Annotated in this window: 11 protein-coding genes; 9 read left to right on the top strand and 2 right to left on the bottom strand. The window is 68.2% G+C overall.

The window, feature by feature from the left end; genetic code table 11:
* Positions 1 to 404: 404 nt before the first annotated feature.
* Both OHA19_RS26935 and OHA19_RS26940 read right to left on the bottom strand, forming a co-directional pair.
* Complete coding sequence (locus OHA19_RS26935) at positions 405 to 656, bottom strand: hypothetical protein (protein WP_405712599.1); 252 nt, start codon at positions 654 to 656, stop codon at positions 405 to 407.
* Positions 657 to 881: 225 nt separating this feature from the next.
* The gene (locus OHA19_RS26940) at positions 882 to 1,928 is read right to left on the bottom strand and encodes a hypothetical protein (RefSeq protein ID WP_405751959.1); all 1,047 of its coding nucleotides are present in this window, start codon (positions 1,926 to 1,928) and stop codon (positions 882 to 884) included.
* Between the two features lie 140 nt (positions 1,929 to 2,068).
* Between OHA19_RS26940 and OHA19_RS26945 the strand changes: the two genes are divergently transcribed.
* The 9 genes from OHA19_RS26945 to rodA all read left to right on the top strand — a co-directional run bounded on the left by OHA19_RS26945 (position 2,069) and on the right by rodA (position 13,983).
* Positions 2,069 to 4,690, top strand: a complete 2,622-nt coding sequence (locus tag OHA19_RS26945) for a valine--tRNA ligase (protein ID WP_405712595.1) — start codon at positions 2,069 to 2,071, stop codon at positions 4,688 to 4,690.
* Between the two features lie 331 nt (positions 4,691 to 5,021).
* Positions 5,022 to 6,554: a bifunctional folylpolyglutamate synthase/dihydrofolate synthase gene (locus OHA19_RS26950; protein WP_405712593.1), complete on the top strand. Its 1,533-nt coding sequence runs from the start codon at positions 5,022 to 5,024 to the stop codon at positions 6,552 to 6,554.
* Positions 6,555 to 6,558: 4 nt separating this feature from the next.
* Complete coding sequence (locus tag OHA19_RS26955) at positions 6,559 to 6,918, top strand: DUF4233 domain-containing protein (protein WP_405751961.1); 360 nt, start codon at positions 6,559 to 6,561, stop codon at positions 6,916 to 6,918.
* A 96-nt stretch (positions 6,919 to 7,014) separates the two neighbouring features.
* Positions 7,015 to 7,428 carry a nucleoside-diphosphate kinase gene (ndk, locus tag OHA19_RS26960; protein ID WP_388579522.1) on the top strand — a complete coding sequence of 138 codons (414 nt, stop codon included), beginning with the start codon at positions 7,015 to 7,017 and terminating at the stop codon, positions 7,426 to 7,428.
* A 290-nt stretch (positions 7,429 to 7,718) separates the two neighbouring features.
* A complete protein-coding gene (locus OHA19_RS26965) occupies positions 7,719 to 8,738 on the top strand; it encodes a rod shape-determining protein (protein WP_317860288.1) in 1,020 nt (339 codons plus the stop codon).
* 101 nt (positions 8,739 to 8,839) lie between these two features.
* Positions 8,840 to 9,892 (top strand): rod shape-determining protein MreC, encoded by a 1,053-nt coding sequence (mreC, locus tag OHA19_RS26970; RefSeq protein WP_405712589.1) that lies wholly within the window; start codon positions 8,840 to 8,842, stop codon positions 9,890 to 9,892.
* Positions 9,893 to 9,903: 11 nt separating this feature from the next.
* On the top strand, positions 9,904 to 10,566 hold the full coding sequence (gene mreD / locus OHA19_RS26975) for a rod shape-determining protein MreD (protein ID WP_405712587.1): 663 nt from the start codon (positions 9,904 to 9,906) through the stop codon (positions 10,564 to 10,566).
* Between the two features lie 61 nt (positions 10,567 to 10,627).
* Positions 10,628 to 12,793 carry a penicillin-binding protein 2 gene (mrdA, locus tag OHA19_RS26980; RefSeq protein ID WP_405712586.1) on the top strand — a complete coding sequence of 722 codons (2,166 nt, stop codon included), beginning with the start codon at positions 10,628 to 10,630 and terminating at the stop codon, positions 12,791 to 12,793.
* A complete protein-coding gene (gene rodA, locus OHA19_RS26985) occupies positions 12,793 to 13,983 on the top strand; it encodes a rod shape-determining protein RodA (protein ID WP_405712584.1) in 1,191 nt (396 codons plus the stop codon). The genes mrdA and rodA overlap by 1 nt, the downstream gene beginning before the upstream one ends.
* Positions 13,984 to 13,995: the final 12 nt, after the last annotated feature.

Raw genomic sequence — 13,995 nt, forward strand, 5'->3', positions numbered from 1 at the left:
GGCGGCTTGTTCCTACGCCAGTACGGAGACCGATCCCATTGTGGGTGGCGTTCTTCGGAACGTGTGCCAGAGCCAGCTACTGGTCCTTAAGGTTAAGAGCAGTCACGCACACGCTGCTTGTTATTCGTACTGAACCTTCAGGGCGCCCCCGAGTGGCACAGCCCGTGGGTTGCTAACGGCTGCAGCTTTGTCTCGAATGGCGAATAAATTAGGTATGTGCAACACGGGGAGCGTCTGGATGGCTGCGGCTCTGGCGAGAGGGCTGGGCGGTCAAGTCTGCGAGCTGCGGACGGTCGGCACGAGCGACGACGGGCGGCGCGAGGAGTCCTCGTAGAAGGCGACATCGCTGGGTTATGTGGGTGCCCTCCCGTGAGGTGGGGCACCCTCGTATTTATCTCTGATCTCTAACTCTGTTCAGCGACTTGCATGCGCGACCAGGCCTCGATGCATGCTTTGAAGCGGGCGAAGAAGGTTGTAACGCCTACCTGCTGCAGAAGTGTCATGCATGCGTTGCTGGATTGCGCGCCGAGCATGTATGCCGGAGAGTCGAATGCCCTTTTGATCTTCGGCCCGATGATGACATCGTGATTCATTAGGCTTTTGATGCGGTCTGCTTTGGTTGCTGAGGCCGGAGTTGCCGCGGTCAATAGCGCCATGCAGAATACTGCGGCCAGAACGGACCCATTTGGCGTGCGGCTGGACTTAGAGGGAATATGCGCTAGTTGATGTGGATCTTTCGGCTGATTTTGTCAAGTGGTGTCGCGCGTGGCAGTGATCGGCATTCTTCTGCGTCGATGCGTTTTTGGCTGGACGGACTCGCAACGAGGGGCGCCGACCAGGCGAACTGGCGGGCGCCCCTTCCGTGTTGTGGTGCTCGGTGACTACTCCTTGACCCGGATCTCGTTGCGGAGACCTGTCGTGATCTTGACCGCGGTGTCCTTGTCCACGCTCCCCGTGGCGTCGCCGGGGGACACCATCGCCATGGTGCTGTAGTCCGACCATGCGCAGAACCAGTCAGTCTTCGGCTTCTTGGTCTTGATGTCCTGGCCCGTGGCGGCCTGGCACTTCATGATGCCGTTCTCGAAGCCGGAGGGAGACACCTCCTCCGGCTCGCCGACGAGCTGGGTCTTCTTCTCCTCGTCCTCCGACGCGCTCTTCTTCAGAGAGACGAAGAACTTGTCCAGTGCCTTGGCCGGATCGCTGATCTTGCCGTACGCACCGAGATAGGTGATGCCCTTCGCCGTCAGCACGTCGGACGGCATGGTGCTCGGGTCGTTGGGGTCGACCTTGCTGAGATCCGCCGTCGAGTAGATCCCGGTGACGGTCTTGCCGTTCTCGATGCCGCTGGACGTCAGTTCCTTCGTGGTCTTGTCGTCCTGCTTCTGGTTCGCGCCGTCTGCGCCGAAGCGGTGGTACTCGCCCAGCACTGTCTTCGGAGTCGTCAGCGTGTGCGGCCCGTCGTCGCTGAGACCGCCACCGCCCGGCGCCAGGAAGTACACCCCGCCCCCGATGACCGCCAGCGCCACGACCACGCCGCCGATGACCAGGCCGGTCTTCTTCTTCGGCGTGGCCGGGGGCATCGGCATCGTGCCGTACGCCGGCTGACCGCCGTACGGGGGAGTGGGGGGCTGCTGGCCGTAGGGGCCGGGCTGCTGGGCCTGGGGGTAGCCGTAGCCCTGCTGGGGCTGCTGGGGCGGGACGCCCTGGGGAGCCTGCTGGGGGTAGCCGTAACCGGGCTGGCCCTGCGGGGGCTGCTGACCGTACGGACCCGGCTGGCCCTGCGGGGGCTGCTGGCCGTACGGGCCGGGCTGGCCCTGCGGGGGCTGCTGGCCGTACGGGCCGGGCTGGCCCTGCGGAGGGCCACCGTAGGGTCCGGGCTGACCCTGGGGCGGCTGGCCGCCGTACGGGCCCGGCTGGTTGTAGCTCATTTGCAGTGTCCCCTGTTCGTCATGCTTATGCGTTCCGAACATCCTGGCGGACGGGTCGCCCGGATGGAGCACCGGGAGTCACACCGTTACTGAACAAACCGGTTTCAGTGCATGACTGTGACGGCCCTAAACTGTCCCCCGTGACCGAGAACACTCAGCAGACGCCAGCCAGCAACCCCGAACTGCCGACCCAGTACGCACCGGCCGAGGTAGAGGGGAAGCTGTATGAGCGCTGGGTAGAACGGGGTTACTTCACCGCCGACGCGAAGAGCGACAAGCCCCCGTACACGATCGTCATTCCGCCGCCGAACGTCACCGGCGCTCTCCACCTGGGCCATGCCTTCCAGGTCACGCTCATGGATGCCCTCACGCGGCGCAAGCGCATGCAGGGCTTCGAGACGCTGTGGCTGCCGGGCATGGACCATGCGGGCATCGCCACCCAGAACAAGGTCGAACAGCAGCTCGCCGAGGAAGGCAAGTCGCGGCAGGATCTCGGCCGCGAGGCGTTCACCGAGCGCGTCTGGCAGTGGAAGGACGAGTACGGCGGCCGGATCCTGGACCAGCTGAAGCGCCTCGGCGCAGGGCTCGACTGGTCGCGCGAGCGGTTCACCATGGACGAGGGGCTCTCCAAGGCCGTCCAGACGATCTTCAAGAAGCTCTATGACGACGAGCTGATCTACCGCGCCGAGCGCATCATCAACTGGTGCCCGCGCTGTCTGACCGCGATCTCCGACATCGAGGTCGACTACCAGGACGACGACGGCGAGCTCGTCTCGCTGAAGTACGGCGAGGGCGACGAGACCGTCGTCGTGGCCACCACCCGGGTCGAGACCATGCTCGGTGACACGGCCGTCGCCGTTCACCCCGACGACGAGCGGTACGCGCATCTCGTCGGCAAGCGGATCAAGCTGCCGCTGACGGACCGGACGATCCCGGTCGTCGCCGACACCCACGTCGACCCCGAGTTCGGCACGGGTGCCGTCAAGGTGACGCCCGCTCACGACCCGAACGACTTCGCGATCGGCCAGCGCCACGACCTCGAGCTCATGACGATCATGGACGAGCGCGGTGTCATTACCGTGCACGGCCCCTTCCAGGGACTCGACCGCTTCGAGGCGCGCTCCGCGATCGTCGCCGCCATGCGCGAGCAGGGCCGCGTTGTCGCCGAGAAGCGCCCGTACGTCCACTCCGTCGGGCACTGCTCGCGCTGCAAGACGACCGTCGAGCCCCGCCTCTCCCTCCAGTGGTGGGTCAAGGTCGAGACGCTCGCCAAGGCCGCGGGCGACGCGGTCCGCGACGACCGGGTCGCGCTCCACCCGCAGGAAATGGAGAAGCGGTACTTCGACTGGGTCGACAACCTCAACGACTGGTGCATCTCACGGCAGTTGTGGTGGGGCCACCGGATTCCCGTCTGGTACGGGCCGAACGGCGAAACGGTCTGCGTCGGCCCCGACGACGAGGCGCCCACCGGCGAGGGCTGGGTCCAGGACGAGGACGTCCTCGACACCTGGTTCTCGTCCGGTCTTTGGCCGTTCTCGACGCTCGGCTGGCCGGAGGAGACCCCGGACCTCGAGAAGTTCTACTCGACCGACGTCCTGGTCACCGGGCACGACATCATCTTCTTCTGGGTCGTCCGGATGATGATGTTCGGTCTGTACGCGATGGACGGTGAGGTCCCCTTCAAGACCGTCGCGCTTACCGGTCTGGTCCGGGACGAGTTCGGCAAGAAGATGTCGAAGTCCAACCCGAACGCGGTGGACCCGATCGACTGGATGGACGCGTACGGATCGGATGCCGTGAGGTTCACGCTCGCCACGGGTGCCAACCCGGGTGCGGACGTGCCGATCGGAGAGGACTGGGTCAAGGCCTCCCGTAACTTCGCCAACAAGATCTGGAACGCCACCCGCTTCGCGCTGATGAACGGCGCGACCGTGGAGGGCGAGCTGCCGCCCGTTGAGCAGCTGTCGGCGACCGACCGGTGGATCCTGTCACGGCTGAACAAGACGGTCGCCGAAGTCGACGCGTTCTACGACGACTTCCAGTTCGCGAAGCTCTCCGACGCCCTCTACCACTTCGCGTGGGACGAGGTCTTCGACTGGTATGTCGAGCTGTCGAAGACGACCTTCTTCGCAGGCGGCGAGGGCGCCAAGGTCTCAGGCCGGGTCCTCGGCGAGGTCCTGGACGTGATGCTGCGCGTGCTGCACCCGATCGTCCCGTTCGTCACCGAGACGCTGTGGACCACGCTCACCGGCAAGGAGACCCTGGTCATCGCCGGCTGGCCGAAGGACTCCGGCTTCCGCGACGACGCGGCCGAGCAGGAGATCGCGCTCGTCCAGCAGGTCGTCACCGAGGTCCGCCGGTTCCGCTCCGACCAGGGCCTGCAGCCCGGCCAGAAGGTTCCGGCCGAGCTCACCCTGACCGGCACGCCGCTGGCCCCGCACGAGGCGGCCATCCGCCAGCTGCTGCGGCTCCAGCCGGCCGAGGAGGGCTTCCACGCCACCGCCTCGCTGCCCGTCGCGGGGGCCACCGTCGCGCTCGACCTCTCCGGCACCATCGACGTCGAGGCCGAGCGCAAGCGCCTGACGAAGGACCTGGGCGCCGCCGAGAAGGAGAAGGCCCAGGCCCTCGGCAAGCTCTCCAACGAGGCGTTCCTCGGCAAGGCCCCGGACAACGTGGTCGACAAGATCCGCGGCCGGCTCGCCAAGGCCGAGGCCGACATCGAGCGGATCTCCGGTCAGCTGGCGAATCTGCCGCAGAGCTGATGACCTGAGCACGGAGCCCCCGTACCCCTGACCGACCAGGGGCACGGGGGCTCCGCCCTTTCCGCGTGCGGCTGAACCGCCCGCGTACCTCAGGACTCCAGCGCCACCGGCAGGACTCCAGCGCCACCGGGCCCGCGGTCACCGGCTCCGCGCCGTGCCGAGGACGGGCCCGTGGCAGGCCGGCAGCGGGGGCGGCGCCCGGCAGGGGCGCACACATCCCACCCGTGTGCCCGGCCGGCGCGACATGCCGACAGCGGTCCCGATGAGGGATGATTCGTCCCGGCCACCGGGCGCTGCGCGCGATGTCCGTGCCCATCCGTAGACTGGCCCCGTGAGTGAGCCCCGCCCTTCCGACCGGCACGACGACTCCGATTCCGACGACACCTTCGCGGAGATCGTCGACGAAGAGACCCAGCGCGACCCCGACCTGGCGGTGATCGAGGCCGGGAGCCGCACGCTGCGCACCCGCTCCGGGCCGCCGCAGGGCGACGAGGTCCCCGCCCGCCCCGCCGACCCCGAGGTGGACAAGGCGCTGCGCGCCGTGGAGCAGGAGCTCGCAGGACGCTGGGGCGAGACCAAGCTGGAGCCCTCCGTCACGCGCATCGCCGCGCTGATGGACGTGCTCGGCGAGCCGCAGCGCGCGTACCCCTCGATCCACATCACCGGGACCAACGGCAAGACCAGCACGGCCCGCATGATCGAGGCGCTGCTCGGCGCCTTCGACCTGCGTACCGGCCGCTACACCTCGCCGCACGTCCAGTCGATCACCGAGCGGATCAGCCTGGACGGCTCCCCGATCGACCCCGAGCGGTTCATCGAGGCGTACCAGGACGTCAAGCCGTACGTGGAGATGGTCGACGCCCAGCAGCCGTACCGGCTCTCCTTCTTCGAGGTGCTGACGGGCATGGCCTACGCGGCCTTCGCCGACGCGCCGGTCGACGTCGCGGTCGTCGAGGTCGGCATGGGCGGCAGCTGGGACGCGACCAACGTCATCGATTCCTCGGTCGCCGTCGTCACCCCCATCTCGCTGGACCACACCGACCGTCTGGGCACCACGCCCGCCGAGATCGCCGGTGAGAAGGCCGGGATCATCAAGCAGGGCGCCACGGTCGTCCTGGCCCAGCAGCCGGTCGACGCCGCGCAGGTCATGCTGAAGAAGGCCGTCGAGGTCGACGCCACGGTCGCCCGCGAGGGCATGGAGTTCGGCGTCGTCCACCGCGAGATCGCCGTCGGCGGCCAGCTGCTGACGCTGCGCGGCCTGGGCGGTGCGGCCACCGAGTACACAGAGATCTTCCTTCCGCTCTACGGCGCCCACCAGGCGCACAACGCCGCGGTGGCGCTCGCCGCGGTGGAGGCGTTCTTCGGGATCGGCGCCGAGCAGCCGGGCTCGCTCGACGCCGACACGGTCCGCCGGGCGTTCGCCTCGGTGATCTCCCCGGGCCGCCTCGAAGTCGTCCGTTCCAGCCCCACCGTCGTCCTGGACGCGGCGCACAACCCGGCGGGCGCCCGTGCCACCGCCGACGGGCTCTCCGAGGCGTTCGGCTTCTCCCGGCTGATCGGTGTGGTCGGCACCAGCTCCGACAAGGACGTCAGGGGGCTCCTCGAAGCCTTCGAGCCGATCTTCGCCGAGGTCGTCGTCACACAGAACTCCACCGCCCGCGCGATGGATGCCGACGAGCTGGCCGCCGTGGCGGTCGAGGTCTTCGGCGAGGACCGCGTCCAGGTGGAGCCGCGCCTGGACGACGCCCTGGAGGCGGCGATCACCCTCGCCGAGGAGGAGGACGAGTACGCGGGCGCCGGGGTGCTGGTGACCGGTTCCGTGATCACGGTCGGCGAGGCCCGGCTGCTTCTGGGAAGGGGCTGACCGCGTGCGTACGCTCTGTGCATCCACGCTGATCGGCGAGTTCTTCGTGATCGGCTTCGCCGGACTCGTCGCGATGAAGTCCGACGACCTGACCGGTGCCACGGTCTGGACGGTCTGCGGCATCGGCATGCTGCTCTCCGTGCTGCTCTGCGGGATGATCACCCGCCCCGGCGGCATACAGCTCGGCTGGGCGCTGCAGATCGCCCTGGTACTGAGCGGCTTCGTCGTCCCGATGATGTTCATCCTCGGCGTGGTCTTCGCCGGTCTGTGGTGGGCCTCGGTGTACTACGGCCGCAAGATCGACGAGGCGAAGGCCCGTTGGGCGGCCGCGCAGGAGGCGGCTGAGGCGGCGGCCGACGGCTGACCCGGTGCCCGGTGGCCAAACCCGGCCGCCGGGCCGTCCCCGTACCCCTGTAGCCTCGGTTCACCGCACCCGCATGCCTGCAAGGAGCCGCACACCATGACCCAGCGCACCCTCGTTCTCCTCAAGCCCGACGCGGTCCGGCGCGGACTGGTCGGCGAGATCGTCGGGCGGATCGAGCGCAAGGCCGACTGGCGGATCACCGCGCTGGAGCTGCGCACCCTCGACCGCGCCACGCTGGAGCAGCACTACGCCGAGCACGTCGGCCGCCCGTTCTACGAGCCGCTCGTCGAGTTCATGCAGTCCGGCCCGATCGTGGCGCTGGTCGCCGAGGGCGAGCGGGTCATCGAGGGCGTCCGTACGCTGGCCGGCCCCACCGACCCGATCGCCGCCGCGCCCGGCTCCATCCGCGGCGACTTCGGCACCATCACCCGGGAGAACCTCATCCACGCCTCGGACTCCGAGGAGTCCGCGGAGCGGGAACTGAAGCTCTTCTTCCCCGGACTCGTCTGATCCGCGATCAGCCGAACAGCGCTCAGGACCTGGGGCGACCGAATTAATTCGGTCGCCCTTCGGTATAGGGTCCCAGATCGCGGGAACGCATCCCTCCGACGTGACGTCACCATGAGTGGAACGGCCACCCGTTCCGCCCACAATGGCGAAGGACCCTCGCGCGGTGTCCGTCAATACGGCACTACGATGGAATCTTCCACGCCCGCAGCGCTCACCCTGCCATCCAGAACAAGCCATATCGCTTTCTTGGAAGGCCCGACGCATCCTCAATGGGGAACAAGGGGAAATCAATGTCGTTCATCGGCCGTGACATGGCTATCGACCTCGGGACTGCCAACACGCTGGTGTACGTCAGGGGGCGCGGCATCGTCCTGAACGAGCCGTCCGTCGTGGCCATCAACACCAACACCGGCGGCATCCTGGCGGTCGGCTCCGAGGCCAAGAAGATGATCGGGCGCACGCCGGGCAACATCGTTGCCGTGCGGCCCCTGAAGGACGGCGTGATCGCCGACTTCGAGATCACCGAGCGGATGCTCCGCTACTTCATCCTGAAGATCCACAAGCGCCGCTACCTGGCCCGCCCCCGGGTCGTCGTCTGCGTGCCCTCCGGCATCACCGGAGTCGAGCGACGCGCCGTCATCGAGGCGTCGACCCAGGCCGGTGCGCGCCAGGTGCACATCATCGAGGAGCCCATGGCCGCGGCCATCGGCTCCGGCCTGCCGGTCCACGAGGCCACCGGCAACATGGTCGTCGACATCGGTGGCGGCACCACCGAGGTCGCCGTCATCTCGCTGGGCGGAATCGTCACCGCCCAGTCGATCCGCGTCGCCGGGGACGAACTGGACAACGCGATCATCCAGCACGTCAAGAAGGAGTACTCGCTCCTCCTCGGCGAGCGCACCTCCGAGCAGATCAAGATCACGATCGGCTCGGCGTACGACATGGACAAGGACGAGCACACCGAGATCCGCGGCCGCGACCTGGTCTCCGGACTGCCCAAGACCGTGGTCATCTCGGCCGCCGAGGTCCGCAAGGCCATCGAGGAGCCGGTCAACGCGATCGTCGACGCCGTGAAGACCACGCTCGACAAGTGCCCGCCGGAGCTCTCCGGCGACGTCATGGACCGCGGCATCGTCCTCACCGGCGGCGGCGCGCTGCTGCGCGGACTGGACGAGCGGCTGCGCCGCGAGACCGGAATGCCGATCCACATCGCGGAGGACCCGCTGGACTCGGTGGCGCTCGGATCCGGCAAGTGTGTCGAGGAGTTCGAGGCGCTCCAGCAGGTGCTGGACGCCCAGCCCCGCAGGTGAACAACACAATCGGTCCGCCGTACGGAACACTCCCGTTCCGTACGGCCGATCGTTGATATACAGGCACGAACATTCCGACGAGGAAGGCACGGCCGCCGCACGTGAGGGACACACGAGAGAGCCGGCTGCTCCTGGTGCTGCTGATCGCCATCGCATTCGCATTGATCACGGTGGACATCCGCGGTGGCGAGGAGTCGCCGGTGGATGGCGCCCGGCGGGCCGCCGCAGCGGCCTTCGGGCCGGTGGAGAACGGCGTCGCGGCAGCCGTCGACCCGGTGGGCAACGCCATAGGGGCGGTACGCGACTCCGGTGAACGGCACAACCGGATCGCCCAGCTGGAACAGCAGAACGCCGCGCTCAAGACGAAGCTCGGCAGCGACGACCGCAACCGCAGCAGGGTCCGTGAGCTCGACCGGATGCTGAAGAAGTCGGCCGCCGGACAGTACGGCATCAAGGGCGCCGAGGTCATCGCCATAGGAGCGGCCCAGGGCTTCTCCTGGACGGTCACCATCGACGCGGGTTCCGACGACGGAATCAAGCGCGACATGACGGTCATCAACGGCGACGGTCTGGTCGGCCGGGTCACCACCGTCGGCCCGGACACCGCCACGGTGCTCCTGGCCAACGACCCCGACTTCACCGTCGGCACCCGCATGGAGAAGACCGACGAACTCGGCTTCGCCACCGGCCAGGGCTCCCAGCCGCTGTCCGTCCAGTTCCTCAACGGCAAGGCCAAGGTGAAGAAGGGCGACCGGCTCGTCACCTTCGGCTCCAGCAAGGACAAGCCCTTCGTGCCGGGCGTCCCGGTCGGCGAGGTCGTCCGGGTCGACCCGTCCGGCGGCGGCCTGACCCGTACCGTCTACGTCCGTCCGTACGTCGGCTTCACCAAGCTCGACATCGTCGGCGTCGTGGTCCAGGCCCCGCGCGAGGACCCGCGTGACATGGTCCTGCCGAAGCAGCCGGCCAAGCCCGCCAAGCCGAAGCCCACCCCCACCGTCACCGTGACCATCTCGCCCAACGGCGACATCGTCGACACCGAAGGAAACGTGGTCGGCAACATCCACGAGAGCCCGGATCCCAGCAACAGCCCGGACCCGAACGGCACTCCGGACACCACACCGAACGCCGACACCGCGGTAAACGAGCAGAGGTAGAGCTGATCCCCATGCGTCTGAACCGGATTCTGCTCTCCGCCGCCCTGGTCGTCGTCGCCCTCGTCGTCCAGGTCTCCGTGCTCGCCCGCCTCCAGCTCCCCGGCGCCGTGCCGGACCTGCTGCTCCTCGTCGTCCTGGCTCTCGCCTTCGTGTACGGGCACGTCAGCGGCGCCCTCATCGGCTTCGGCGCGGGACTCCTCGCCGACCTGGCACCGCCCGCCGACCACGCCGCCGGGCGCTACGCACTGGTCCTGTGCGTCATCGGCTATCTCGCCGGGCTGGTGAAGCCGGAGAACGGGCAGCTGAAATCGGCGATGGTCCCGATGATCGGGGTCGTCGCCGCGGCGATCGGCTCGACCCTGCTGTACGCGATGGTCGGCGCGCTCGTCGGGGACACGGCGGCCCGTCATGTCGGCCTCGGCAGCCTGCTGTTCACCGCAGCCGTCTACGACCTGCTCCTCGCCCCCTTCGTCGTACCGCTGATCATGGCGATCGCCAGACGCACGGTGAACGACCCGCTCGTGGACGCCTCCGGCGGCGGCGACGTGGCCGCGGGCTGGCTCGCCTCCGGCACCGGACTGCGGATCGGCAGCCAGCGCGGCGGACTGCGCATCAAGGCCGCCCGCAACCGCGCGGCCCGCGCCGGACGGATCAAGGGGGTCAAGCGACTGTGAGGCCGCACCGCAGGCGGAACACCGCGCGTACCTCCGGCCCGACCACCACCGGGGGCACCCCGTGACCAACATCCCCGAGACCGGCCGGACCCAGCGGGTCCAGATCCGCCTCATCGTCATCCAGGTCCTCGTCTTCTCCCTGCTGCTCACCCTCGGCGGGCGTCTCTGGTACCTCCAGATCCGCAACGGCCAGGAGTACAGCGACGAGGCGAAGAACAACCACGTCCAGCAGGTCGTCCAGCCAGCCGTCCGCGGCTCCATCCTCGACGCGCGCGGCGTCCCGCTGGCCGACAACGAGACCCGTCTCGTCGTCTCCGCGAACCGCACCGAGCTGATGAAGATGGACGACGACGGCAAGAGCGTCCTGACCCGGCTCGCCGGTGTCCTCGGCATGAAGCCCAAGGAAGTCCTCGACAAGGTCCGGCTCTGCGACTCCAAGACGCCGCAGCCATGCTGGAACGGCTCGCCGTACCAGCCGATCCCGGTCACCGACGAGGCCACCACCCAGCAGGCCCTCACGATCCGCGAACGCGCCGAGGACTTCCCCGGCATCACCGCCGAGCCCACCGCCGTACGCCGTTACGGAGCGCCCGGCAAGTCCAACACCGCCCAGGTCCTCGGCTATCTCTCGCCGGTCACCGACGACGAGATCACCAAGGCCCAGGACACCGACTCGCCGTACCTGCGCTCCGACCAGGTCGGGCGCTCCGGCCTGGAGCGCACCTATGACAAGGAGCTGCGCGGCAAGGCCGGCGTCACCCGCTACGAGGTCGACAACCTCGGCCGGGTCATCGGCCAGGCGAAGAACGACAAGGCGGAACCCGGCTCCAGCGTCGTCACCTCCATCGACGCCCGGGTCCAGGCCGTCGCCGAGTACGAGCTCAACGAGGCCATGAAGACGGCCCGCCAGTCCTTCGACAAGAACACCGGCGAGAACTACAAGGCCGACTCCGGCGCCGTCGTCGTCATGGAGGCGAAGACCGGCCGTGTCGTCGCGATGGCCTCGCTGCCGAATTACGACCCCAACTCCTGGGTCGGCGGCATCTCCGCCAAGGACTACGCCAAGCTCACCGGCAAGAAGTCCAACTTCCCGCTGCTGAACCGGGCCATCCAGGGCCAGGCCGCCCCCGGCTCGATCTTCAAGGTCATCTCCTCGACGGCCGCGGTCAACGCCGGGTACCCCTTCAACGGGCACTACCCCTGCCCCAGCTCGTACAACGTCGGCGGGCAGACCTTCAAGAACTTCGAGTCCCAGGGCTACGGCTCCATCACCATCGGCCGGGCGCTCGAAGTCTCCTGCGACACCGTGTACTACGGCATCGCGCACAAGGAGTGGCTGAAGGACGGCGGGATGAACCCCAAGAAGCACACCAAGGACTGGTTCTACAAGACCGCCCACCAGTTCGGTCTCGGCAAGGAGACCGGCATCGACCTCCCCAACGAGGTCAGCGGCCGGGTTCCCGACCGCAAGTGGAAGCAGGACTTCTACAAGGCGAACAAGGACGCCTGGTGTGAGCAGGGCAAGAAGGGCGGCACGTACGTCGAGCAGATCGCGTACGAGAACTGCCTCGAAGGCGACAAGATGCGCGCCGGTGACTCCGTCAACTACTCCATCGGCCAGGGCGACACGCTCGTCACCCCGATCCAGATGGCCACCATCTACGCCGCGATCTCCAACGGCGGCACCCTGTACGACCCCACCGTCGGCAAGGCGATCGTCAGCGGCGACGGCAGGACCGTCCAGGAGATCGAGCCCAAGTCGCACGGCAAGCTGCCCTTCACGCGCAAGACCCGCAACGAGATAGACGGTGCCCTCGCGGGAGTCGCGACCCGTGGTTCGGCCGCCTGGCGATTCGGCGGCTGGCCGCAGGACAAGATCCCGATGCACGCCAAGACGGGTACGGCCGAGGTCTACGGCAAGCAGACGACCTCCTGGTTCGCCACGTACACCAAGGACTACTCGATCGTCATGACGATCTCCCAGGGCGGTACGGGCTCCGGTGCGTCCGGGCCCGCCGTGCGCAACATCTACGACTCCCTCTACGGTCTCGACGACTCCGGCAAGCAGGACCTGAAGAAGGCGCTGCTGCCCACCCCGCAGAAGTCCCTGCCGAAGATCCAGCAGGACGGCTCGATCGACGCCCCGGAGATCAAGCCCTACAACCCGGACTCGCAGAAGACCCCGCAGGAGCAGACCCTCGCCGCGGTGCTGGGGAGGCGTGACTGATGGCCGGCTTCTCCGTCCAGCGGTACGCCCCCGAGCGGTCCGCCTGGGGCAAACTCACCGCCCGCGACTCCGTCGTACGCAAACTCGACTGGCCGCTGCTCGGCTCCGCGATCGCGCTCTCCTTCATCGGCTCGCTGCTGGTCTACTCGGCGACCCGGGGACGCGACTCGCTCACCCACGGCGACCCGTACTACTTCCTCTTCCGGCACGCCCTCAACACCGGCATCGGCTTCGCCCTGATGGTCGGCACGATCTGGCTCGGCCACCGCACCCTGCGCGGCGCCGTCCCGATCCTCTACGGCCTCTCGGTGCTCCTGGTGCTCGCGGTGCTCACCCCGCTCGGCGCCACCGTCAACGGCGCCCACGCCTGGATCATCATCGGCGGCGGCTTCTCGCTCCAGCCGTCCGAGTTCACCAAGATCACCATCATCCTGATCATGGCGATGCTGCTCGCCGAGCGCGTCGACGCGGGCGACCAGCTCCACCCCGACCACCGGACCGTAGCCAAGGCCCTCGGTCTGGCGGCCGTCCCGATGGCCGTCGTCATGGGAATGCCGGACCTCGGCTCCGTGATGGTCATGGTCGTCATCGTGCTCGGTGTGCTCCTCGCCTCCGGCGCCTCCAACCGCTGGATCGCCGGACTGCTCGGCGCGGGCGTGGCCGGCGCGATCGCGATCTGGCAGCTCGGCCTGCTCGACGAGTACCAGATCGCCCGCTTCGCCGCCTTCGCCAACCCGGCGCTCGACCCGGCGGGCGTCGGTTACAACACCAACCAGGCCCGCATCGCGATCGGCTCCGGCGGCCTCTCCGGGACGGGCCTCTTCCACGGCACCCAGACCACCGGCCAGTTCGTCCCCGAGCAGCAGACCGACTTCGTCTTCACCGTCGCGGGCGAGGAGCTCGGCTTCCTCGGCGCCGGCCTGATCCTCGTCCTGCTCGGCGTCGTCCTGTGGCGCGCCTGCCGGATCGCCCGCGAGACGAGCGAGCTGTACGGCACGATCGTCGCCGCCGGGATCATCGCCTGGTTCGCCTTCCAGGCGTTCGAGAACATCGGGATGACGCTCGGCATCATGCCGGTCGCCGGGCTCCCGCTGCCGTTCGTTTCGTATGGAGGTTCCTCGATGTTCGCCGTCTGGGTGGCCGTCGGGCTGCTCCAGTCGATCAGGGTGCAACGGCCGATAAGCGCCTGAGCCGGTACCGGA

The sequence above is a fragment of the Streptomyces sp. NBC_00012 genome (assembly GCF_045040875.1).
Classification (GTDB): domain Bacteria; phylum Actinomycetota; class Actinomycetes; order Streptomycetales; family Streptomycetaceae; genus Streptomyces.